This is a genomic window from Marinomonas sp. HM11-D, assembly GCF_057626615.1.
The window spans coordinates 82,861-104,983 of sequence record NZ_JBMMKT010000008.1 but is presented as its reverse complement, the minus strand read 5'-3'; the positions used below and the strand labels follow the sequence as shown (position 1 = coordinate 104,983).

At 49.4% G+C, this 22,123-nt stretch carries 19 protein-coding genes; 4 read left to right on the top strand and 15 right to left on the bottom strand.

The window, feature by feature from the left end:
* Window positions 1-83 precede the first annotated feature (83 nt).
* The 7 genes from ubiA to ACOSVP_RS12305 form a co-directional block, all read right to left on the bottom strand.
* Complete coding sequence (gene ubiA, locus ACOSVP_RS12335; RefSeq protein ID WP_487347810.1) at window positions 84-938, bottom strand: 4-hydroxybenzoate octaprenyltransferase; 855 nt, start codon at window positions 936-938, stop codon at window positions 84-86.
* Window positions 939-954: 16 nt separating this feature from the next.
* Window positions 955-1,515, bottom strand: coding sequence for a chorismate--pyruvate lyase family protein (locus ACOSVP_RS12330; protein WP_487347809.1), 561 nt, complete (start codon window positions 1,513-1,515; stop codon window positions 955-957).
* Window positions 1,512-2,780 carry an HDOD domain-containing protein gene (locus ACOSVP_RS12325; protein WP_487347808.1) on the bottom strand — a complete coding sequence of 423 codons (1,269 nt, stop codon included), beginning with the start codon at window positions 2,778-2,780 and terminating at the stop codon, window positions 1,512-1,514. Before ACOSVP_RS12325 ends, ACOSVP_RS12330 begins: the two co-directional genes overlap by 4 nt.
* Window positions 2,781-2,885: 105 nt before the next feature.
* Window positions 2,886-3,665, bottom strand: a complete 780-nt coding sequence (locus tag ACOSVP_RS12320; RefSeq protein ID WP_487347807.1) for an amino acid ABC transporter ATP-binding protein — start codon at window positions 3,663-3,665, stop codon at window positions 2,886-2,888.
* A gap of 23 nt (window positions 3,666-3,688) precedes the next feature.
* A complete protein-coding gene (locus ACOSVP_RS12315; protein ID WP_487347806.1) occupies window positions 3,689-4,789 on the bottom strand; it encodes an amino acid ABC transporter permease in 1,101 nt (366 codons plus the stop codon).
* A 9-nt stretch (window positions 4,790-4,798) separates the two neighbouring features.
* Window positions 4,799-5,971 (bottom strand): amino acid ABC transporter permease, encoded by a 1,173-nt coding sequence (locus tag ACOSVP_RS12310; RefSeq protein ID WP_487347805.1) that lies wholly within the window; start codon window positions 5,969-5,971, stop codon window positions 4,799-4,801.
* Window positions 5,972-6,075: 104 nt separating this feature from the next.
* Window positions 6,076-7,098 (bottom strand): amino acid ABC transporter substrate-binding protein, encoded by a 1,023-nt coding sequence (locus tag ACOSVP_RS12305; protein WP_487347804.1) that lies wholly within the window; start codon window positions 7,096-7,098, stop codon window positions 6,076-6,078.
* A gap of 591 nt (window positions 7,099-7,689) precedes the next feature.
* Between ACOSVP_RS12305 and lrp the strand changes: the two genes are divergently transcribed.
* Window positions 7,690-8,166, top strand: a complete 477-nt coding sequence (lrp, locus tag ACOSVP_RS12300; RefSeq protein ID WP_133561677.1) for a leucine-responsive transcriptional regulator Lrp — start codon at window positions 7,690-7,692, stop codon at window positions 8,164-8,166.
* 79 nt (window positions 8,167-8,245) lie between these two features.
* Here lrp and ACOSVP_RS12295 read toward each other — a convergent pair whose 3' ends face one another.
* From ACOSVP_RS12295 to ACOSVP_RS12285, 3 genes are all read right to left on the bottom strand, one after another.
* Window positions 8,246-8,971: a helix-hairpin-helix domain-containing protein gene (locus ACOSVP_RS12295; RefSeq protein ID WP_487347803.1), complete on the bottom strand. Its 726-nt coding sequence runs from the start codon at window positions 8,969-8,971 to the stop codon at window positions 8,246-8,248.
* A 112-nt stretch (window positions 8,972-9,083) separates the two neighbouring features.
* Window positions 9,084-11,165 (bottom strand): ATP-dependent DNA helicase RecG, encoded by a 2,082-nt coding sequence (gene recG, locus ACOSVP_RS12290; RefSeq protein WP_487347802.1) that lies wholly within the window; start codon window positions 11,163-11,165, stop codon window positions 9,084-9,086.
* A gap of 2 nt (window positions 11,166-11,167) precedes the next feature.
* Complete coding sequence (locus ACOSVP_RS12285) at window positions 11,168-12,076, bottom strand: hydrogen peroxide-inducible genes activator (protein WP_487347801.1); 909 nt, start codon at window positions 12,074-12,076, stop codon at window positions 11,168-11,170.
* A gap of 103 nt (window positions 12,077-12,179) precedes the next feature.
* Between ACOSVP_RS12285 and ACOSVP_RS12280 the strand changes: the two genes are divergently transcribed.
* Window positions 12,180-13,049, top strand: a complete 870-nt coding sequence (locus ACOSVP_RS12280) for an NAD-dependent epimerase/dehydratase family protein (RefSeq protein WP_487347800.1) — start codon at window positions 12,180-12,182, stop codon at window positions 13,047-13,049.
* 72 nt (window positions 13,050-13,121) lie between these two features.
* Here the strand turns inward: ACOSVP_RS12280 and ACOSVP_RS12275 are convergent, their stop codons facing one another.
* From ACOSVP_RS12275 to gmk, 4 genes are all read right to left on the bottom strand, one after another.
* Window positions 13,122-13,508, bottom strand: a complete 387-nt coding sequence (locus ACOSVP_RS12275) for a RidA family protein (RefSeq protein ID WP_067205912.1) — start codon at window positions 13,506-13,508, stop codon at window positions 13,122-13,124.
* A 42-nt stretch (window positions 13,509-13,550) separates the two neighbouring features.
* Complete coding sequence (locus ACOSVP_RS12270) at window positions 13,551-15,668, bottom strand: RelA/SpoT family protein (protein ID WP_487347799.1); 2,118 nt, start codon at window positions 15,666-15,668, stop codon at window positions 13,551-13,553.
* 67 nt (window positions 15,669-15,735) lie between these two features.
* The gene (gene rpoZ, locus ACOSVP_RS12265; RefSeq protein ID WP_487347798.1) at window positions 15,736-15,960 is read right to left on the bottom strand and encodes a DNA-directed RNA polymerase subunit omega; all 225 of its coding nucleotides are present in this window, start codon (window positions 15,958-15,960) and stop codon (window positions 15,736-15,738) included.
* A 69-nt stretch (window positions 15,961-16,029) separates the two neighbouring features.
* Window positions 16,030-16,650: a guanylate kinase gene (gene gmk, locus ACOSVP_RS12260; protein ID WP_487347797.1), complete on the bottom strand. Its 621-nt coding sequence runs from the start codon at window positions 16,648-16,650 to the stop codon at window positions 16,030-16,032.
* Window positions 16,651-16,866: 216 nt separating this feature from the next.
* On the opposite strand from gmk, the gene ACOSVP_RS12255 reads away from it, so the two are divergent.
* A complete protein-coding gene (locus ACOSVP_RS12255) occupies window positions 16,867-19,071 on the top strand; it encodes a putative bifunctional diguanylate cyclase/phosphodiesterase (protein ID WP_487347796.1) in 2,205 nt (734 codons plus the stop codon).
* Between the two features lie 3 nt (window positions 19,072-19,074).
* Complete coding sequence (locus tag ACOSVP_RS12250) at window positions 19,075-20,892, top strand: sensor histidine kinase (protein ID WP_487347795.1); 1,818 nt, start codon at window positions 19,075-19,077, stop codon at window positions 20,890-20,892.
* 15 nt (window positions 20,893-20,907) lie between these two features.
* On the opposite strand, the gene ACOSVP_RS12245 is transcribed toward ACOSVP_RS12250, so the two are convergent.
* Window positions 20,908-22,092: an MFS transporter gene (locus ACOSVP_RS12245; protein WP_487347794.1), complete on the bottom strand. Its 1,185-nt coding sequence runs from the start codon at window positions 22,090-22,092 to the stop codon at window positions 20,908-20,910.
* Between the last annotated feature and the right edge of the window lie 31 nt (window positions 22,093-22,123).

The window sequence follows — 22,123 nt, the reverse complement described above, 5'->3', positions numbered from 1 at the left end:
CATCTCAGGAACGGTAGTTATTAAAGCCGCTAAATATGACAGCTGTGTTAAATTGTCATATCAGTGCCACATGATTGCCACAATTAAATGTAATACCCGAGTAAGATTCCTGCAAAGATGCAGTAACCGACACGGTTATTATCTAAGAAAGAACGGAAGCAGGCTTGGCGCTCACGCTCTTTGGCTTGTTGGTATTGCTGGTAAAACAGGTACACAGCGCCCAACAAGCTGACAAAGTACAAAATCCCCAGCTGAGCAATCACGCCAATCCACATCATCAGCGATAGGGTTAGGCCCTGCAGAATAATAATCACCAGTAAGTCGTAACGGCCAAATAGGATAGCGGTGGACTTAATGCCGACTTTCAAATCGTCGGGACGGTCAGTCATGGCGTAGTAGGTGTCATAGGCGATGGTCCAGAAACAGTTCGCCACAAACAACATCCACAGTTGCGGATCCAGTAAGCTACCCCCTTGAGCGCTGTAGGCCATCGGGATGGCCCATGAGAACGCCAAGCCTAGGAACAGCTGCGGTAAATGGGTGTAGCGTTTCATAAAAGGATACAGCGCTGCTAGGAACAAACCGACAAAAGACAGCAAAATGGTTTGCAGGTCGGTAAACAGCACCAAAATAAAGCTTAAAATCGATAGTCCGGCAAACAGTGCCAAGGCTTCTACTTCTGATACACGACCGGACGGCAACGGACGGTTCTTAGTACGTTCGACAAAGCCATCGACTTTACGATCGGCAAAGTCGTTAATGACGCAGCCTGCTGAGCGCATGCTGAACACACCCAGTACAAAGATGAAAATCAGATGCCATTCTGGCCAGCCATCGGCCGCCAACCAAAGTGCCCAAAGGGTTGGCCACATCAGCAATAGGGAACCGATTGGGCGGTTAAAACGGGTTAAGTCGGCGTAATCTTTTAGTTTACTCATGGATTTTATCGCTTTGTTAAAGTTGTCCGGCGGCCGGCGTAATAGCACTGATGGCAGGGTAGAAGGCTTCGTTGACCAAGATACCTGGGCCATATTCGATAAATACGGAACGCCGCGCCCAGAGCGAGTCTTGGCAATTCAGAATCAAACCAGCAGGCAGTTTCACGACTTCCGTTGGGCTACGGCGTAAGCCTTTAGATTTATACACGTAACCACCCAGAGGACGGTTGCCTAAATGCGGCAGGTAGCGCCAAGAGCCGCGCAATGAGCGGGCTGGAATAATTGACCGAGCATACACCACAGGGATCTCATCGACGTACAAAATGACGCTACGTACTCGAGCCGTTTCGCGATTTTTTAACTTCAATCGTAGACGTTCACGCGGTGATGGGAGTTGCCAAGCATCGCTTAATACCTCGACCCGCAATTGACCCGCTTGACGCAGCTTCGCGGTAATCGAATGACTGGTGATTAGCCACGGCAAGATATTTTTCGGAATGGCAACGCGCGCAACCTGCTCAATGCTATGCCAGCGGTAGTCAAACTGCTGCGCCAGCTTGTGGTTTAGCAGGTTCATTTGGCCCCGCTTATCAGATCAACCATTTTGCACAGTTCGCTAGAAGAGCTGAGTACTTTGCGATGACACTTCTGTGCGTCTTCCGCTTTTAAGTTTAACGCTTGCAGTAGTTCAGGATTAAGTGGCTCATCGTTAAACAGTTGATGGCAAAGTTGTAAACCAAGTGCCAGTTTGAAGTGGTCGCCTTGATAATTTGGTGTCTGGCTGTAACGCACCGCCGTGTAGATGCTTTCTGGCAAGCCCCAATGTTTCAGTAGCCAAGCGCCTAGCTGTTCTTTGGTGAAATGTAGGGTTTGCATTTCAATCACATCGGTTGGCAGGTGGGCATTGGCCTCGATATAGCGCGACAAAATACCGAAGTGCGGCGGTAATACCACGGCGATCGCTAGATAACCGAAGTTATGCAGTAAGCCAGATAAATAAGCATGGCCCAAGCGTGGGCGCTCACCGGATGGCATTTTGCGCACTAACTCTTCCATCAGAACCGCATGGGATACGGCACTGAACCAGAAATCTTCGTAGTGACGGGGGCCGTTTTGCGGCAGTTGAAATGCGCTACCCATGGATAAGCCAAGCGCTAGATTCATCACCATATCAAAGCCTAAAACACGAATAATGGCGTCTTCCACCGAGTCAATTTCACCACGTACGCCGTAATAGGGCGACGAGGCCCAGCTGATCACCTGTGCTGACAAAGACGGGTCTAAACTGATCACATCACACAGATCATCGGTGCCGGCATGTTCATTCGAGCACAGCTGAATAATGCGGTGCGATGATGCGGGTAGTGGCGGAATCTCGAGAGTTTCTTCCAAGCGGGCTTGTAAACGCATGGACTGAAATTTCCCTAAGGCTGCCTGCATCTGCTCGGGATCTTGGCTCAGATCGGCCACCGGTTTAGGAATGTTGGCAACCGGAATAGCGATCTGTTCATAACGGGATAAGGGACCTTGAAAACGGTCGGTAAACTCTTCTTTAGAGTAGCTTTTATAGCTTTGTTGCGCGCTGCTGCGTAGCTCAATGATATCGCTGTTCAATAGGGACTTATCAATGAGCGTGGAGCAAGTGTTTGGTTTAATCAGCGGGTCGCCTTCGATGTTGTAGTTGGCGACGGGATCAAAGCGGCGCTTAGTTAAGCGCGATAAAGCGGCCATGTCGAGCATGCTGTCATAGGGGAAAATAACCTGCAGTTTGCCAGTGTGATCGGCGAGGTGAACAATGCGTACTCGCGTGCTAATAGGTTGTTCGACAGGTTGGTCTGACACTCTGAATCCCCAAGTAAAACGGTTTTCTTTATTAGGACATTATTGAGCAAACTAAAAAAGCCCCATAAGGGGCTTTTTTAGACAGGATTGGCGCAAATAGCAAGATTAGTGGTTCAAAATCTGACTTAAGAACAATTGCGTACGATCATGCTGTGGACTTTCAAAGAATTCATGGGGCGTATTCGCCTCGACGATTTCCCCTGCATCCATAAAGACCACACGGTCCGCCACGGTTTTAGCAAAGCCCATTTCGTGGGTGACACAGACCATGGTCATGCCTTCGTCAGCCAGCTGGATCATCACGTCCAGTACCTCCTTGATCATTTCTGGGTCAAGGGCAGAGGTGGGTTCATCGAACAACATGATACGAGGTTTCATACACAAACCGCGGGCAATCGCCACACGCTGCTGCTGACCACCGGAAAGCTGACCTGGGTATTTCAGTGCTTGGTTGGCGATCTTTACGCGCTCCAAGTAGTGCATGGCCATGGCTTCGGCTTCTTTTTTAGGGGTTTTACGCACCCAAATTGGCGCCAGCGTCAGGTTTTCCAAGATGGTTAAATGCGGGAACAGGTTAAAGTGCTGAAACACCATGCCCACGTCTTTGCGGATCGCTTCGATGTTTTTCAGGTTGTCGTTCATCTCGATGCCGTCCACCAAAATCTGACCTTTTTGGTGTTCCTCAAGACGGTTGATACAGCGGGTCATGGTGGATTTACCGGAACCTGATGGACCACACACAACGATACGTTCGCCTTTTTTGACGCTGAAGTTGATGTTCTTCAACACGTGGAATTCACCGTACCACTTGTTGACATCGCTAAATTGAATGATTGCTTCTTCGCCCGGCTCAAGTTGGGCAAGTGCCATGTTTCTATCTGTCATCTGTTAAGGCCTCAAATGGTTAATTAATTCCGCTTGTGTCCGGTATCTAACTTACGCTCAACCGCCATGGAGTAGCGGGACATACCGAAGCAGATAGCCCAATAAACAAAGCCTGCAAAGGCGTAACCTTCTGTGGTGGTACCCAGCCAGTTGGCATCATGGTTGGCCATTTGAATAATGCCCAAGAAGTCGAACATACCGACGATGTAGACTAGCGTGGTGTCTTTGAACAAGCCGATAAAGGTGTTCACAATGCCTGGAATGACCAGTTTTAGTGCTTGTGGCAGGATCACTAGGATCATCGATTGCCAGTAAGTCAGACCCATGGCATCAGCGGCTTCGTATTGGCCTTTTGGAATCGCCTGCAAACCACCACGAATCACCTCCGCCATATAGGCCGCAGAGAACAAGGTAATACCGATCAGAACGCGCAATAACTTGTTGAAGTTCAAGCCATCGGGCAAGAACAGCGGAATCATCACCGAGGCCATAAACAGGATGGTGATCAGGGGAACTGCACGAATGGTCTCAATAAAGATGACACACACCGATTTGGCAACGGGCATGTCTGACTGACGCCCTAGTGCTAGGATGACGCCCAATGGAAATGACGCCACGATACCAATGATACCGAGCAGCATGGTTAGGAATAGGCCACCCCAAAGTGAGGTTTCCACCACTTCCAAGCCCAAAACACCGCCAGCGAACAGGAAGTAAGCGACCACTGGGTACACCACAATAATGGCAATCGACAGCATCAGCTTGTTGATGGCTTTAATGGCAAACATGCCCACTAGCACGACCAGCAAGAGGGCTGCGACATTAACGCGCCAATACTCTGTGGCAGGGTAAAGACCATACATAAACTGGTCAAAACGCACCCGAACAAAAGCCCAGCAGGCGCCACCCGCGGTACAGGCGGCTTTAGAGGTGCCTTCCCATGTGGCATCGATAATCGCCCACTGCACCATCGGAGGCAGTAGCAGATAGAGGATGTAGAAGCTGAATACGGTTAAAAAGATATTCAGCGGCGAAGAGAAAAAGTTCTTACGGATCCAAGCCACGGCACCCACAGCATTCTGTGGTGGTGGGAGGCTTGGAGAGGGTTTGAATTCAATTGTCATATTGGTCTCCTAGCGCTCTACCAGCGACATCTTCTTGTTGTACCAGTTCATAAAGAACGAAATGGACAAGCTTAAAGAGCCGTATACCAACATACACAAACCGATAGTCTCAATCGCCTGACCAGTTTGGTTAAGGGTGGTTCCCATGACCACTGCGACCAACTCAGGGTAAGCAATCGCCGCCCCCAAAGATGAGTTTTTCGCCAAGTTCAAATATTGGCTAGTCAGTGGTGGGATGATCACGCGTAGTGCTTGTGGTAGCACGATTAAACGTTGTGTTAGACCATCACGAAGGCCTAAGGATCGTGCCGCTTCCGTTTGTCCCCAGTTTACCGACAAGATACCTGCGCGGACGATTTCGGCGATGAAGGCACCGGTATAGGTAGACAGAGCCACCAATACGGCGACAAATTCAGGCACTAACACCATGCCGCCAGAAACGTTAAAGCGACTTTTTTGAGGGAGTTCAAACTCTACTGGGAAGCCGGCGATGGCAAATCCCAGCACGGTACCCACGAGAATGATGGCGATCGATGTCCAATAAGCGGGAAACCAGACGCCGGTTCTCTTTTGGCGTTTCTTAGCCCAGACAATCAAGGCAATAGAAGCGGCTACGGCGATAAAGAAGGCCGCCACTGCGATGCCAATACCCTCTTGGAAAATGGGGTTAGGGGAGTAGATGCCACGTTTGTTCAGCAAAAAGTCGCCAAATATCAAGCTATCACGCGGGTGCGGTAACGCTGCCAATACGGCGAAATACCAGAAGAACATCTGTAGTAACAGTGGAATGTTACGCAAGGTCTCGATGTAGACCGTCGCTAAACGGGCCACCAGCCAGTTATTGGATAAACGGGCTAAGCCCATTACCACACCAATAATGGTCGCCAGTAGGATGCCAATAAGAGAAATTAACGTGGTGTTGATTAGGGCAACCACAAACGCTCGGCCGTAACTGTTCGCCTCGGTGTATTCGATTAAATGGATAAGGATCGGAAAGCCCGCCGGTTCATTTAAAAATGAAAAACCGGTCGAAATCCCTTGAGTTTGTAAGTTCGATTGGAGGTTGTGGAACAGGTAATAGCCCACCGCCACCACTACGATCAAGAGCACTGCTTGGAACAACAGGGCACGGTTGCCAGCGTCGTTCAAAAAGCTCGTATTAGTTGTAGTTTTTTCGCTCATCTTGGTTCAGGCATTAAATGCTCGTCAGATGGAAGACGGAAGGGGTAACCCAGTGGCGCTTGCCACTGGGTGTATTCCCAATTGCAGAAGGAATGACGACGTGATTAACGTACTGGTGGCGCGTACAAAACGCCGCCTTCGCTCCATAGATTATTGACGCCGCGTGGTAGACCTACTGGCGTATTTGGACCCACGTTACGTTCAAACATTTCGCCGTAGTTACCGACTTTAGCAATGATGTTGTAAGCCCAATCTGCGCCAAGGCCCAGTGACTCACCCATGTTGCCCTCTGCACCTAGCAGACGACGGATGCCTGGGTCAGTTGTTTCGGCTTTGACCTTAGCAACGTTTGCAGAGCTGATGCCCATTTCTTCCGCGTTGATCTGTACGAATTGCGCCCAAGTCACGATGTCTTTCCATTGGTTATCGCCATGACGTACTACAGGACCAAGCGGTTCTTTAGAAATGGTTTCCGGCAGAATCATATGCGCCGCAGGGTCGGCCAGCTTAGTACGGTGTGCTGCTAGACCAGATTTGTCGGTGGTGAACACGTCACAACGACCGGAGGCGTAAGCGGCTAGGGCTTCGTCGGCTTTTTGTACGATAACTGGAACGTACGACAACTGGTGTTTACGGAAGAAGTCCGCCATGTTTAGCTCGGTAGTGGTACCTTGTTCAGTACAGACTGTAGCGCCATCTAAATCGAGAGCGGATTCCACACCAAGGTCCTTACGTACCATAAAGCCTTGACCATCGTAGAAGTTAGGCGTGGTGAAATCTAAGCCCAGAGAAGTATCACGAGTGTAAGTCCAAGTGGTGTTACGAGATAGGATATCGATCTCACCGGACTGCAGTGCGGTGAAGCGCTCTTTCGCTGATAGCGGTGTGAATTTCACTTTTTGCGCATCGCCGAAGATGGCAGCAGCCGTGGCACGACAAACATCAACGTCGATCCCTGTCCAGTTACCCGCATCATCTGCGTTTGAAAATCCTGGCACACCTTGGCTAACGCCACACTGGATAAAGCCTTTTGCCTTAACATCGTCCAATGTTGCTGCTGCTGCACCGGTACTGATCGTAGCTGCCACCGCAGCGGTGGTGAGAATTTTACCAACGTTCGATTTCATGATATTGCCTCCAGGCGTTTTACTAGTTGTTATGTTTGCAAAGTCGAATCTGCTTTGAAGATCCATTCAAATACTTGTGCAGATCGCTTTTGGTTCGCTTTCGTACAAAGTATGAAGCAAGTAGCTTGCCAACATTCTTAGTTATTTTTGTTGTCTTCTAGTCCAGTGCAATCTGCTGAATAAGCTCGGCACTACCTTATGGAATGACTGTTGTTGCCCCTGAGTCAAGGCGAAAACACTGCATTGTGCAAAATTTTTCCTTTTTTATTGGTTTTTAATAAATATAGATCAAGACTAAAGCTGTAATTAATAGTTTTTGTTTATTTTGTGTAAGCTTGGTGCATAAAAATGTTTTGGCGCACTTTATTGATGCGAAATATGACTAGTTTCTGGTGGATAAATGCACAAAAAGATGCGTTTGGACTTTACTTGGTGCTAGTGGGTGCTTTGTGTCTTGATTTAGTGCGACCTTGTGGATGAAAGCGCCTCAACTCCTGAGGTCCACTGATAGTGGTTATTTTTCCTAAGTGATTTGCCCCGTGGTAGAATCGCGCTAAATTAAATGACAGTTACCTTCGGAGAGTCATATTGATGGAAACGTCTGCAAAGCCTTTGGACAGATTGGATAAGAAGATCCTGCGTGAGCTGCAAATTAATGGTCGCTTATCGAATGTGGAGCTTGCGAGTCGTGTTGGTTTGAGTGCCACACCGTGTTTAGAGCGTGTGCGCCGACTGGAACGTAATGGCTACATTACCGGTTATTGTGCCTTGGTCGATCCGCGTAAAGTGGACGCGGGCTTGTTGGTGTTTGTGGAGATTCGACTGAAAGCCACATCCCCAGAAGGTTTTAACGAGTTTAAAGAAGCCGTCGCCGAGATTCCGGAAGTGCTGGAATGTCACCTGATTGCCGGTGACTTTGAGTATCTACTCAAAGCTCGGGTATCGAATATGGACGCCTACCGTCACCTACTGGGTGAAACCTTGCTGACCTTACCGCACGTACGCGAATCACGTACTTATGTGGCCATGGAAGAAGTGAAAAATACCACTGTGGTGAAAATCCCGTAACGGACTTGTCATCCTCGGCAGAAAAAAAACCACGCACAATCAGCGTGGTTTTTTTATAGGGCAATGATAGTGGGCGAGCTTAATTAAGCTTTAAAACCTTGCTTAACTTTTTTAGCAGTTTAGGCCCAATCCCTTTGAGCTTTAGTAGCCCTTCCCAAGTGGAGTGGGGACGCTGATCGACGATTTCCTTAGCCACTTTCTTAGGCAAGCCTTTAACGTTAGAAAGCTCTTCTAGACTGCTATGGTTAACGCTTAATAGCACCTTTTCGACCTTGCTGCTTTTCTTTGCTTTGGTCGTCTTTTCAGGCTTCTCTGGGGCTGCCGTTTCTGACTGAGCTGGCAGGTCTAATTCTGTGACAGGTGTGAAATCGGCGATGATCACATTATCTTCTTTAGCGATAATCGCTTCTTCGGCGGTTTTCGTATCGGTTTCAAGCACATACGCTTGATCAAACAGCTGACGATCGGCCAAGACGTAGTCTTCCCCATCCCATTCGCGCAGCTCTAAGGCGATTTGCCAGTCACCTGCAGGCGGGGCTTGGAATACGAGATCATACTGACAATTAGCGAGGAAATGCTGTCCTGATAGTTGCCCAATGGTAGTGCTGGCAAGCAGGGCTTGCTGACCGTCTTGCTGGTAGCCACGTAACTCAATCGCCAGAGTGCCACTGAGATTGTCTAGGCTGCGCTGGCTAGCAATCTGATCAATCGTAATGATCACGCGATCTTGTTGGATTTGGTAGCCGTAGCTACCCGTTAAAGTCAGATCTTTTACTAACGCGAATGATTCAGCGATGGCAGTCACGGGCAGGTTCCTCTGTTATTCCTTGGCAAAGGTGGGGTTAATGAAGGCTATCTTCAAACCAAGATGTGACAGTCTGATTAAAATTTAGACAAATGCAACAATATTCTTATGACTAGACATTCAAATACTGTTGATGCTTGGGCAACCAGCGCGACAGCAGGGGAGACACGTGTTCAGGATAGTGCTGATAAAGCTGCGCAGCGGCTTGTTGCACGTTCTGTAAGAGGGCTTTATCACGCTGCAAGTCCGCTACTTTAAACTCCAGCAGACCGGTTTGACGGGCACCGAGTAATTCACCTGGACCACGTAGCTCAAGGTCTTTTTCGGCAATCTTAAAGCCATCGGTGGTTTCGCGCATGGTCGCCAGACGGGCTTTGCCCTGTTGACCGAGTGGCGCATGGTATAACAGCACACAATGACTGGCGGCTTGGCCACGACCGACACGACCACGTAATTGGTGCAATTGCGCCAAACCAAGGCGTTCTGGGTTTTCAATGACCATTAAACTGGCATTGGGCACATCGACCCCCACTTCGATGACGGTGGTGGCGACTAAAAGTTGAATTTCACCGGCTTTAAAACGCGCCATGATATCGGCTTTTTCCTGCGCCTTAAGGCGTCCATGGACCAAGCCAATCGAAAGTCCGGTTAAATGCTCTTGCAGAAGGATAGCGGTGTCTTCCGCCGCTTGGCATTGTAGTGCCTCGGACTCTTCGATCAGGGTACAGACCCAATAGGCTTGCTTGCCTTCTTCGCAGGCATGGCGTACGCGCTGAATCACTTCGTCGCGACGTTGGTTGGACACGACAATGGTATTTACTGGCGTGCGTCCTGGCGGTAGCTCATCAATAATCGAACAATCCAAATCTGCGTAAGCAGACATGGCCAAGGTCCGAGGAATTGGCGTGGCGGTCATAATTAGCTGATGGGGCTGAAAACCGGCCTGTAAGCCTTTTTCACGCAGCGCCATACGTTGATGTACCCCAAAGCGGTGTTGTTCATCAATGATCGCCAAGGCTAAGCCTTTGAAGGTAACGGTTTCTTGGAATAGGGCATGAGTCCCCACGACAATACTCGCGCTCCCCGAGGCGATCCGTTCTAATTCGGCTTCACGTTGTTTGCCTTTGAGCTTACCGATCATCCACGCCACCTCGATACCGAGTGGCTCAAACCATTGTTTGAAGTTGATATAGTGCTGTTCCGCGAGGATTTCCGTCGGGGCCATCACTGCTACTTGGTAACCTTGTTGCACCACCGCGGCCGCGGCCATGGCCGCGACTAGGGTTTTACCGGAACCCACATCCCCTTGTACTAGGCGCAGCATCGGATGGCCGGTGCCTAAGTCAGTAAGAATCTCTAGGCTAACGCGCTGTTGTGCACCGGTGGGCGCGAACGGTAATTGAGCTAAGAGTTGATCGACCAAGGCACCGCGCTCAGGCACGACAATGGCACGATCGTGCTTGGCCATTTGCCGTTTGCCAATCAAGGACAGCTGATGGGCCATTAACTCTTCAAACGATAGGCGATATTGGGCAGGGTGCGCGCCGCGTTTTAACTGTTCAAGGTCAGTACCGCGAGTTGGGTGGTGCAGAAAATGAATCGCATCGGCTAAAGCGGGTAGGCTAAACTGCTGGCGAATGCTGTCTGGCAGCCATTCTCGTAGGTTGTATGGCGTTAAACGTTCTAAAGCTTGCTCACAGATCTGACGAATCTTAGTTTGCGTGATGCCTTCTGTGAGCGGGTAAATGGGCGTCAGCTGTTCCGTGCCTTCATGAGCATCATCATCTTTTATCACGCTGTATTCTGGGTGATAAATTTCAAAGCCAGTGCTGCCACGGCGAATCTCACCAAAGCATCGAACGCGACCGGCTTGCTCTAATTGCTTCTTTTGTGCCGCATTAAAATGAAAAAAGCGCAGGCACAGAGAGCCAGAATGATCGCGTAAGCGACAAATCAAACTGCGGCGTTTGCCCATTTTGATTTCACAGCCGCTGACTTCCCCTTCAATCACCGCTTCGTCACCAAAACGCAACTGCCCAATCGGCACCACGCGGGTGCGATCTTGATAGCGGATCGGCAAATGAAACAGCGCATCTTGCACCGTGTGAATGTTGAGCTTGGCGAGCTTGTCTGCCATCGCCGCGCCAACACCTTTCAGCTCTTTGATGTCTTGGGTTTCTAATGCGTCAACCATAGTTAGCCTAGGTTCAACTTCTTACAGGCTTCTTTAATGGACTGACTTAGGGACTCAATCGCCTGCGGACGTGGGAAGCTGGCGCGCCATGCCAGTGCCACGGTGCGTTTGGGTACCGGTGCTTTAAAGGGGCGCACCGCTAGAATGCTTTCGTCTAAATGGGTCACAGCGGACTTAGGTAACACGGTGACCCCTAAACCGGATGACACCATGTAGCGAATTGTCTCCAACGAGCTACCATTAACGATAGTATGGCCGTCGTTGAGTTCATCTTCGCCCACCAAGGGGCAAGCTTCCATGACCTGATCGCTGAAGCAATGGCCCTTGCCTAATAGAAGCAAATTGTCAGTGGTGAGCTGATCGGTACTGATGTGTTCGAGCTTGGTCCAAGGGTGATCTTTCGGCATCAGCACCACGAACTCTTCTTCGTAAATCGGTTGTGTCACCACGTCCGGCTCACGAAACGGTAACGCAACAATGATGGCATCCAGTTCGCCATTACGCAGTTTAGGGCGTAAGTTCTCCGTCAGATCCTCTTCGATCTGCAAAGGCATGCCTTCGGCAATGCTTTTCAGCTCTGGGATCATCGATGGGAACAGGTAAGGGGCGATGGTGAAAATCGCACCGACTTTCAAAGGGCCACGCAGTTGGTTTTTACCAGAAGAAGCCAGCTCTTTGATCATGTTCGCTTGCTCCAACACGCGGCGTGCTTGGGCAATGATTTGTTCACCAATCGGGGTGATGTAGACTGAGCTCTTGCTGCGTTCAAAAATAGCCGCACCGAGTTCGTCTTCTAGCTTTTTGACGGCCACACTGAGAGTTGGCTGAGAGACATGGCAACGCTCTGCAGCGCGTCCAAAGTGCTTCTCTTCGGCTAGCATAACGATGTACTTGAGTTCTGTTAGCGTCATAGTCTGATACCCTTTTGATTGGTATTAACTATGATAATACATATTCTGATAAAGTGTACTGTTTCTGGACAGTTAAGCATTTTTTGCAATGATCGAGGGAATCATGACAAAGATTCTAATAGCAGGTTGTGGAGATTTAGGGCAGGGCGTCGCGCAACACTTTGTGGATCAAGGCGCTCAGGTAACGGGTATTCGACGTTCGGGAACACACTTTCCCAAGGGCGTGACGGGCATTACCCATGACATCACCACGTTGCCGTCGGAACAATGGCCGGATGCAGAGTTGGTCTATCTGATTATGACACCATCTGGTCGAACGACCGAGGCATATGCCGCTGCTTATGTGGAGACGGCCAAGGCGTTGGTGGCGGCCTATCAAAATCGCACGCAACCCAAAGTGATTTTTGTCTCTAGCACCAGTGTCTATGGGCAAAATCGTGGTGAATGGATTGATGATCATACGCCAGCGGTGGCCGACTCGGACACGGCAGAGCAGATTTTAGCGGCGGAACGCGTGCTGAGTGATAATTTATCGAGCACGGCACTGCGCTGTTCGGGGATTTATGGACCAGGGCGCTTTCGTTTATTAGAAGGTGTGCATCGTGGCGATGCTTGGTCGGTGAATCAATGGACCAACCGTATTCACCGTGACGATGTAGTGTCGGCCTTATGTGTGCTCGGAGCGGTTGCCTTAACGGGACAAAAGCTCCCCAAGCATCTGATTGCTAGCGATGGTCAACCAACGTCCATGTGGGAAGTGAAGCTCTGGCTCGCGGCACGCTTACAAGTGTTACCGCCACTACCGGACAGTATTAAACTGACCGATTACCTACCAGCACGTGGTAAGCGTATCGTGCCGACTGCGCTGCATGAAATGGGCTGGCAGCCAGAGTATCCGTCCTATGTGGCAGGGTATGAGAGTATGATGGCGGACTACCATGAATGGTTAGCGCACATGAGCGCAGGCTTGTAACCACCTCCCAAACAACAAAAAAGGCGCTTGGATTGCTCCAAGCGCCTTTCTTTTAGGCTTGATAAAAGAAGATTAGTCTTCTAGTACCATTACGCCTTCGATTTCAACCGCAACGCCTTTTGGCAGCGCGCGTACGCCTAGTGCTGCGCGAGCTGGGTATGGCTCAACGAAGAATTTCGTCATGACTTCGTTTACTAGGGCGAAGTTACCTAGGTCAGTCATGTAGATGTTTAGCTTAACGATGTCTTTTAGAGAGCCGCCAGCTGCTTCACAGACTGCTTGTAGGTTTTGGAATACTTGAGTTGTTTGCTCGGCAACGTCGTCGCTGATCACTTCCATTGTTGCTGGAACCAATGGGATTTGGCCAGATAGGTAAACAGTGTTACCAGCACGAACTGCTTGAGAGTATGGGCCGATCGCTGCCGGTGCGTTTTCAGAGAAGATCACTTGTTTTGCCATGATTTGGGATCCTTAAAGATTTAATCAATTAACACTGCCTGATCAGCGTCCAACAATGGTTTCGCGAGACACTTTTTCAACACAGCGCACAGCTTTAATACGACGCATCACATCGGCCAAGCCAACACGGCTGGAAATGGCGATGTTGAGACGTAAACGGGAAATCTTGCCACGCTCAATGATGTCCAAGTTCGACACTTGGAAATCGGTATCGGTAATCGAGCTGGCGATTTTTGCCACCGCGCCACGTTCATTCACGTAGGTCACGATAAGGCTAACATTCAACTCTTCCTCGATTTCTTTACTCCAGGTCATGCGAATGTAGCGCTCTGGGTTAGCAAGGTGGTCTTGAATGTTCGGACAGCTCTGATGATGAATGATAATGCCTTTGTCCACTTGCACGTAGCCGACAATCGGGTCACCTGGGATCGGCGAACAACATTTGGCGTAGGAGATCAGCATGCCTTCGGAGCCATTCACTTTGAACGACTTCGGTGTGATCAGTTCGTCTTCATTGAAGTTCGGGAACAGCTGACGCGCAATCACGTAGCCTACGTGACGGCCTTTACCAATGGACTCGAGTAGATCGTCCATGGTCTCAAGTTGATGTGCCTCGAGTACCACTTTGATTTGTTCTTCGGTCAGTTCTTCGACCGTGGTGCGGAACGCATTCAATGAACGTGTTAGCAGACGGTAACCAAAGGAAATGGCGTTTTCACGCTGTTTCGACTTCAGGTAATGGCGAATGTTGGTGCGCGCTTTACCAGTGATGGCAAAACTCAACCAAGCCACGTTTGGCTGGGCACTTTTCGCGGTGATCACTTCAACGGTCTGGCCACTTTCTAGCTGCGTACTCAGCGGTGCTAGACGACGGTTGATACGACAAGAAATACAGGTGTTACCGATTTCTGTGTGCACGCCGTAGGCAAAGTCCACCGGCGTCGCACCAGATGGCAGCTCGATAATCTCGCCTTTTGGTGTAAACACATACACTTCATCAGGGAAAAGATCGCTTTTAACGTTGTCGATGAATTCCATCGGGTTGTGGGCTTTTTCTTGAATCTCAAGCAAGCTTTTCACCCACTTGGTCGCACGCTCATGGTTGGTCGCGGTCATGGTTGACTGACCTTGAGACTTGTACGTCCAGTGTGCGGCGATACCATTGATCGCCACCATATCCATTTCTTGAGTACGGATTTGTACTTCCAATGGCAAACCGTTATTACCCACCACCGTGGTGTGCAATGACTGGTAACCGTTCGATTTGGGTACGGCAATGTAATCTTTAAAGCGCCCTTCGATCGGCTTAAACAAAGCATGAATCACACCTAAAATGCGATAACAGCTGTCTTGACGATCGGTCACGATGCGCACGCCCATGACATCCATGATTTCTTCCAGAGAACGGCGTTTCTTATGCATTTTCTGGTAGATGCTGTAGGTGTGCTTTTCGCGCACGCTGATAGTTGAATCGATGTAGTCAGCGGCCAATTCCGAACGGATAAAATCCTCAAGCTTTTGCATGGCTTTTTCACGCTGGCCATAACGCTTATTAATCGCGCGCTTTAGCATGCGTGAACGCATCGGGTAGTAGGCTTCAAAGGCCAAGGATTCTAGGTCGACTTTGACCTCGTACATACCTAAGCGGTTGGCAATAGGGGCGTAAATATCGAGGGTTTCGCGGGCAATGCGGCGCTTTTTATGGCCCGGCATGGCATCAAGAGTGCGCATGTTATGCAGGCGGTCGGCCAGTTTGACCATGATGACGCGGATGTCATCGGCCATGGCCATGGCCATTTTTTGGAAGTTGTGCGCTTGCTTCTCAAGCTGGCTATTGAATTCAAGGTGAGTCAGTTTACTCACACCATCTACTAGGCCTGCCACACCTTCACCGAACTGCTCAGCAAGGGATTCGCGGGAAATACCAGTGTCTTCAATAACGTCGTGCAGCAAGGCAGCCGTGAGGCCTTCACAATCCATGCGCAGGTCAGCCAAGATGAAGGCCACAGCAAGAGGATGCGTCACATAGTGCTCGCCACTTTTGCGTTTTTGGCCATCATGGGCTTGTTCGGCGTAATAATACGCGCGTTTCACCGTCGCCACCTGCTCATAGGGCAGGTATTGGCTAAGGGTTTGAGCTAACACTTCAATAGTAGACACCGCTCACCTCACATCAGGAAAAGCTAAACCAGAAAATCGTGCGTTGAGCGATGCGAACCATCAATGCTTAGAACTCAGTCGTAGGCTTGTTTTGGAAGTCGACGTTTTTCGCGTTGATTAGGTTTTCTGCGATTTCACGTAGTGCTACTACGGTCATTTTGTCTTCTTCTAGTGGTACTTTAGCGTCCGCACCACCGGTTGCTAGTTGGCGGGCACGCTTAGCGGCTACCATTACTAACTCAAAACGGTTATCTACGTTTTCTAGACAATCTTCAACTGTAACTCGAGCCATGTTTGACCTCTATATAGGGTAAGAATTAATCACTAATTAGTGCCGTCAATTTTACTTAACGGGCGATCACTATGACAAGAGATCATTGATGAGATCTGTGTGAATCTCTTGGATTAATGGCGTTCTTGCGCGATTTGCCACAAAAACGGCCTTTAATTGTTCCAACGCTTCATTGAAATCATCGTTGATAATGACGTAGTCGTACTCGTCATAGTGCGACATTTCGTTGACTGCTTTCGACATACGACGGGCGATCACGTCGGCCGCATCGGTGCCACGGCCGGTCAGGCGCTCTTCAAGCGCTTGCATAGAGGGTGGCAGGATGAAAATGCCGATCGCATCAGGGTACAACTCACGCACTTGGCGCGCGCCCTGCCAATCGATTTCAAGAATCACATCCAAGCCTTGCTCAAGCATATCAAAAATAGCTTGCTTCGAGGTTCCGTAGTAGTTATCAAACACCTGTGCGTGCTCAAAAAAGGCATCTTCAGCGATCATGTCTAGGAAAGAATCAACGTCCACAAAGAAGTATTCACGACCATGCTCTTCACCTGTGCGCGGTGCACGTGTAGTGTGGGACACAGAAATACGAACTTTTTGATCCGCCTGTAGCAGTGCTTTGTACAGGGACGATTTACCCGCGCCCGATGGCGCCGACAGAATGAATAGATTGCCTTTTTGCTTTGTCATAACCCTACCTTGCTGAGCAAGATGTCAATGAAATAATGAAACGGGCACTATAGCATATTTGTACAAGGAAGCAGCGGCACTTGTGTGGTGATTCAAAAATGATTTTTTGTAATGCGTGACAACTAATATTGAACGTTACAAATCACAACATACGCTAGACTTAAAAGCATCTATACCTAATACATTTGGAACCGATTTTCAGCAGGACGAATCGTTATGGACGCTATCCGCAATATGGAGATGTACCGCACACCGTCACAGCGATGCAAAGTTCTCACGGTTGAAGACGACATCGTCTATCAAGAGACCTTGTTGCTATCGCTTAAAACCTTAAATTACGGTGGGCGAGAAGTAGAGTTTTTAAGCGCAAACAGCGCTCAGCAAGCTGCAACCGTGTTAGCCCAACATCCGGATATCAGCCTAGTGTTATTGGATGTGGTGATGGAGCAGGATGATTCAGGCCTTAGGTTGGTGCGCAGTATTCGCAACGGTCTGGGCAATCAATTGGTACGGATTGTGTTGCTCACAGGGCAGCCAGGCATGATGCCATTAGACGATCTGATGGCCAATTATGATGTGGATGATTATTGGAATAAGAGCGACTTAAGTCTGGATCATCTGCAGACCATTGTCTTAGGTAACCTGCGTACCTGGGAGCATATGCAAGCTATGCAGCAGGCCCGTCAGGGGCTGCAAATGCTGATTGAATCCAGTCAGCGCTTGAGCAGTAAACTGGACCTAAAGAGCTACACCCAGTCGATATTAGATGAATTGGCGACGGTATTTTGCTTCGATCAAGGCGGCTTGGTGTGCGTTACTCATCAACGAGAAGAATCCGCAGGGAAAGCGCGAGTGTTCGCGGTCGCTGGGATGTATAAGCCGTGGGCCAATCAATATCTTGGCAATATGACCTCTGATCCTGAATTCTTTCGTGTGGTAGCACAAAGCCTCAGCGCCCAGTGCCATGTCATCGAAACACCCTTGTCGTGCTTATATTTCACCAGTGAAGAAGTCGATCAACGGGATTATCTGGTGGTTATTAACTGCGATCGGCCACTGACCGATTATGAGATCGATCTATTGCAGATTTTTGGCGAAAACATCAATGCGGGCTTTAATAATGTTGCCTTGCATAATCGCTTGTCCGAATTGGCTTACTTCGACTCTGTGACGGGGCTGCAAAATAAAAACTGGATGCTGCATCAACTGGAGCGTTTGACCTTAGAAGAGCGTCAAAATGCCAAACTACTGATGCTATTTGTCGAAGACCTGTCTTACAGCGAAGTCTTGCTCGGGGTGAAGTTTGGCCGCTCCTTAATGAAACATCTGTCGAGCTATTTAAGAGCCAGCTTTACCAAAGCCATTGATGTGGTGATGTATGAGCGCGATACCTTATTGTTATTGATCTATGATCAACAAGATTATGACCGTGAGTCCCTAGAGCATATCCTGCACCCACAAATTGAAATGGATGGCGCCAAGCATCATATCGATCTGACCGGCGCCTTGGTGAAACTGTCGGATATGGAGTATCAGGAACCGCAGCAGATTCTCGGCATCGCCAAGTCGATTCTAGAGCAGACCAAACATCGTAATATGGAGTTTGGCTTATTCGAGGCGTCGGAACTGGCAGAGATACAAGATCGTTACGAGTTAATGAAGAAGTTACGCCTAGCCCTTAACGACGAAGAGATCTTTATCCACCTGCAACCTAAAGTAAGTTTGCAAGATCATCAATTGATCGGCTTTGAAGCCTTAGTGCGTTGGCGTGATGCTGACAATAAAATGATTCCGCCGGATCATTTTGTACCGCTCGCGGAGACTGCGGGGCTGGTTGATAAGCTGGATGAGTACGTGGCGATTCGTGCCTGTGAAGCGGTAAAAGTATTGCGTCAGTCGGGTATCGACGTACCTATTTCGGTCAATGTTGCGGGTTCTGAAATCTCCCGTGCGGATTTTGTTACGCGCTTTTACGATTGTCTGTGTCAGCAACAAGTAGATGCCCATAGCATTGAAATTGAAGTAACGGAAACGCAATTGATAGAAGTGCTGCGCTCCGCGGCAGATTACCTCGATAAGCTTAAAGCCTTAGGCATTCGCGTCAGTATTGATGACTTCGGGGCGGGGTACTCTTCACTGTCATACCTGTCTCATTTGAAAGCAGCGGAACTAAAAATTGATCGACAGTTTGTGTGGCGCATGCAAGATACAGAACAAGATAAACAGATCGTACAGATGATCATTAATCTTGGGCACTTGCTCGGTATGAGTGTGATTGCCGAGGGCATAGAAACCGAATCTCAATACCAAATGCTGTTGCAAATGGGGTGCGATGCGGGGCAAGGTTATTGGATTGCCAAACCCATGACCCTTGAAGATGCCCTAGCTTGGTGTGCCTCTGATAAGGAAATCAAAGTCTAGAGCATGAAGCACCCTTGGATAGTTATTTATTTCGTACCCTTGCTACTGACGGCGCTACTTGGCTGTGTCACGGCACAGCTTTGGCAAGCCAAACTGCGTGACAATGCATATTATGAGCAAGCCGAGTTAGCCAATCGCGGTAGCGCGCTGATGTCCCGTGAATTGGGGCATATCAAGCAAATCATGGAATACATGGGCGAAGAGTTAGAGGCGAGCCTACTGCCGTCGAACTTTGCTGACCCAACAGAGTGGCGTTTGGCGGTGGCGCAGTACTTTATGCGTGCCCGAGGGTTATCGGATTATATTTCCCAAATTCGTTGGCTCGACACCAATGGACAAGAACGGGTGCGCGTCAATGTCTATGATCGTAACGTCGAACTCGTGCCTTCTGCTGAGCTGCAAAACAAAGCCAATCGCTATTATTTCACCGAGGGGATGGCTTCTCCCAATCGTACCGTAGCGCTGACCCCCATTGATTTAAACGTAGAGAACGGCAATATCGTTCGGCCCTACGAAGTGACCATTCGTGCCAGCATCAAGCTACAAGAGAAGCAGCAAACGCTGGGTTTGTTGGTGGTGAACTACAACCTGAACTATTTGTTTGCCCGCCTGCGTTCCCTACAGAGCGCGAATAACACCTTAGAAATGATTAATACCAAAGGGCAGTGGCTCTTGGCGTCACAGCCTGAACTGGAATGGCTGCATTTGTATGGTGATATCTTGTCTTCGTTTGCCAATATGTTCCCTGAAGGCTGGCAACAAGTGGATCAAAGTCGCTCATTACTGCCGGTGACTTTGGCGGATGGCCGGCCCCTGTCTTCTGTGCCCGTATACGTAGATGAGGAAGTGTCCCAAGCCTCCTATTACTACATGGTGTCTCAAACGCGTCCTGATGTATGGCGGCAAGAACGGAACTTTGTTTGGATTGTGGTGCTTGCCTTGGTCGTGGTGACCTACACCTTGCTGACGACTTTCGGCTTATTGCTATGGCGCAATATTGAACAGCGTAAAAATCATCTTGAGCGCATCGAATCGGAAAAAGAGGCGTTGGAAGCCACGCAAGTGAAGCTAACCGAAGCCAATAAAATGCTGATCTCTCTGCAAGATGAGTTAGTGGAAAAAGGACGCTTATCGTCGCTTGGCTTGATGGTGGCGGGTGTCGGTCATGAGTTGAATACGCCACTTGGCGGCATTCGTTTGTGCCTTTCTTCTTTGCAACATATCAAGTCAAATATTGCGCCCCATGTGGATGCGAAAATTGCGGATGCCTACGAAAGTTCGACCAATCTGGCCTTGCAAAACTTAAATCGTGCGGCCGATGTGATTGAACAATTCAAACGTATTACCCAGCAAAAGCAGCAGTATTCTGATAGCGAATCCTTCAACGTAAAAAGCATGATGGAAGACACCCTGTCGCCCCTTAAGTCAGTGTTGAATAAGCGTCCTGAAATTCATGTGGAAATGGTGGTCGAAGCGGATCAGGAGCTGAATTCTTCACAAGGCGTTTTGTCACAAGTGCTGCAGAATCTTGTCTTAAATGCCTTGGATCACGCTTTTTCAAATGGTCAGCCAGGCGCTATTAGGATTACCGCGAAACAGGAGGAAGAGTTCATTCTGGAAATAGCGGACGATGGTAAAGGGATTTCAGCGGAACTCATCGAATCTATCTGGGAGCCGTTTGTCACCACTGGCCGTGGTAAAAAACACTCGGGGTTGGGCTTGTATATGGTGCATCAATGGGTAACGCGCTTGCTGCGTGGACGTATCGAAGTGCACAGTGATGAACAGGGCACGCGTTTTACGATTTACATCCCTACTTGAACAGCGTCCAAATAATCAGTGCTCAGACTCCTGAGCACTGGCAAACCAACCAATGACTGCCCACAGCAGGACAATGCCGATCAACACATACAAGGGATATTGCCAATCTTGGGTCCAGTCAAATAAAGCCCCTATGGTCACAGGCCCCGCAGCGGCCATCAAGTACCCCACCAGCTGCGCCATCCCTGATAAAGCAGCCGCTTCGCGCACGGATGCAGTGCGTAAGCTAATCAATGACAGCCCCATAACAAAGCCCAACGTACAACCAAATCCGAATAGAAATGACCACAGCGCTGAGATCGCAGGGGCAAATGCATAACCGAGCAAACTGATTAAGGTGGCGCAAATAGCGATGCCAGCTAGCTGTCGTGGACTGCCAAAATAGCGTTTTAATAGCGGTAGGGCTAACGCTGGAATCATGCCCGCTGTTTGCACGTAGCTATGGTACAACCCCGCGGTGGCAGCATCGAACCCTTTTGCGGCGAGAATGGTTGGAATCCAAGCGTTGACGATGTAATTCAGCACCGAGTCGAGTGCTAGAAACAGCGTGATAATCCACGCTAACGGTGAGCGCCACATGGGTTTTGGCGCGGCTTGATTCGACGTAGGCACCGCCTGGTGTTTGGGAATCCAAAACCACAGTAACAGCGCAGGCAATATGAAGATCAGATGGCTCAGCAGCGCTGCCGACCAGCCCGCCAACGTCGGCAACCAAGTGGGGGACCACTGGGCGATGGGTACCGCAAAGCCGGTCATAAAGGCACCGCCAAGATTCATCATCAACACATACACAGCGGTCAGCTGCAAGATATGCTGCGGGAAATCGCGCTTTAATAGAATCGGCAATAACACATTACCAATGGCGATGCCGACGCCAACCAAGGTAACGCCCAAATACAGGCTTGGCAGCGCGTCCACACTGCGTAACAAGATGCCCGTGGCTATCGCAATAGAGCCCAGCAATAGCGCAAACTCTAAGCCATAACGGCGGCCGAGAAAGGTGGCCAGTGGCGCACATAAGGCGAAGGCCAAAATCGGTAAGGTGGTCAAGAGGCCAGAGGCCGAGCTGGACAAATGCAGAGAAGATTCCACCACATCGATCAGCGGTGCTATACCCACTACGGGGCCGCGCAAGCTCAGCGCCATAACAAAGATAAAGCTGAGTAGTAGCCAGTCTCGACGTTGCAATGTGGCAAACATAGGCATCTTCCGCGCGGTTTATTATTGGTAT

Excerpts from the sequence above, each read along its gene's own strand:
- rpoZ (WP_487347798.1), bottom strand. The coding sequence starts at position 15,960 with ATGGCTCGAGTTACAGTTGAAGATTGTCTAGAAAACGTAGATAACCGT.
- gmk (WP_487347797.1), bottom strand. The coding sequence starts at position 16,650 with ATGACAAAGCAAAAAGGCAATCTATTCATTCTGTCGGCGCCATCGGGC.
- ACOSVP_RS12280 (WP_487347800.1), top strand. The coding sequence starts at position 12,180 with ATGACAAAGATTCTAATAGCAGGTTGTGGAGATTTAGGGCAGGGCGTC.
- lrp (WP_133561677.1), top strand. The coding sequence starts at position 7,690 with ATGGAAACGTCTGCAAAGCCTTTGGACAGATTGGATAAGAAGATCCTG.
- ACOSVP_RS12310 (WP_487347805.1), bottom strand. The coding sequence starts at position 5,971 with ATGAGCGAAAAAACTACAACTAATACGAGCTTTTTGAACGACGCTGGC.
- ACOSVP_RS12305 (WP_487347804.1), bottom strand. The coding sequence starts at position 7,098 with ATGAAATCGAACGTTGGTAAAATTCTCACCACCGCTGCGGTGGCAGCT.
- ACOSVP_RS12315 (WP_487347806.1), bottom strand. The coding sequence starts at position 4,789 with ATGACAATTGAATTCAAACCCTCTCCAAGCCTCCCACCACCACAGAAT.
- ACOSVP_RS12285 (WP_487347801.1), bottom strand. The coding sequence starts at position 12,076 with ATGACGCTAACAGAACTCAAGTACATCGTTATGCTAGCCGAAGAGAAG.
- ACOSVP_RS12255 (WP_487347796.1), top strand. The coding sequence starts at position 16,867 with ATGGACGCTATCCGCAATATGGAGATGTACCGCACACCGTCACAGCGA.
- ACOSVP_RS12330 (WP_487347809.1), bottom strand. The coding sequence starts at position 1,515 with ATGAACCTGCTAAACCACAAGCTGGCGCAGCAGTTTGACTACCGCTGG.
- ACOSVP_RS12250 (WP_487347795.1), top strand. The coding sequence starts at position 19,075 with ATGAAGCACCCTTGGATAGTTATTTATTTCGTACCCTTGCTACTGACG.
- ACOSVP_RS12245 (WP_487347794.1), bottom strand. The coding sequence starts at position 22,092 with ATGTTTGCCACATTGCAACGTCGAGACTGGCTACTACTCAGCTTTATC.
- ACOSVP_RS12320 (WP_487347807.1), bottom strand. The coding sequence starts at position 3,665 with ATGACAGATAGAAACATGGCACTTGCCCAACTTGAGCCGGGCGAAGAA.
- recG (WP_487347802.1), bottom strand. The coding sequence starts at position 11,165 with ATGGTTGACGCATTAGAAACCCAAGACATCAAAGAGCTGAAAGGTGTT.
- ACOSVP_RS12275 (WP_067205912.1), bottom strand. The coding sequence starts at position 13,508 with ATGGCAAAACAAGTGATCTTCTCTGAAAACGCACCGGCAGCGATCGGC.
- ubiA (WP_487347810.1), bottom strand. The coding sequence starts at position 938 with ATGAGTAAACTAAAAGATTACGCCGACTTAACCCGTTTTAACCGCCCA.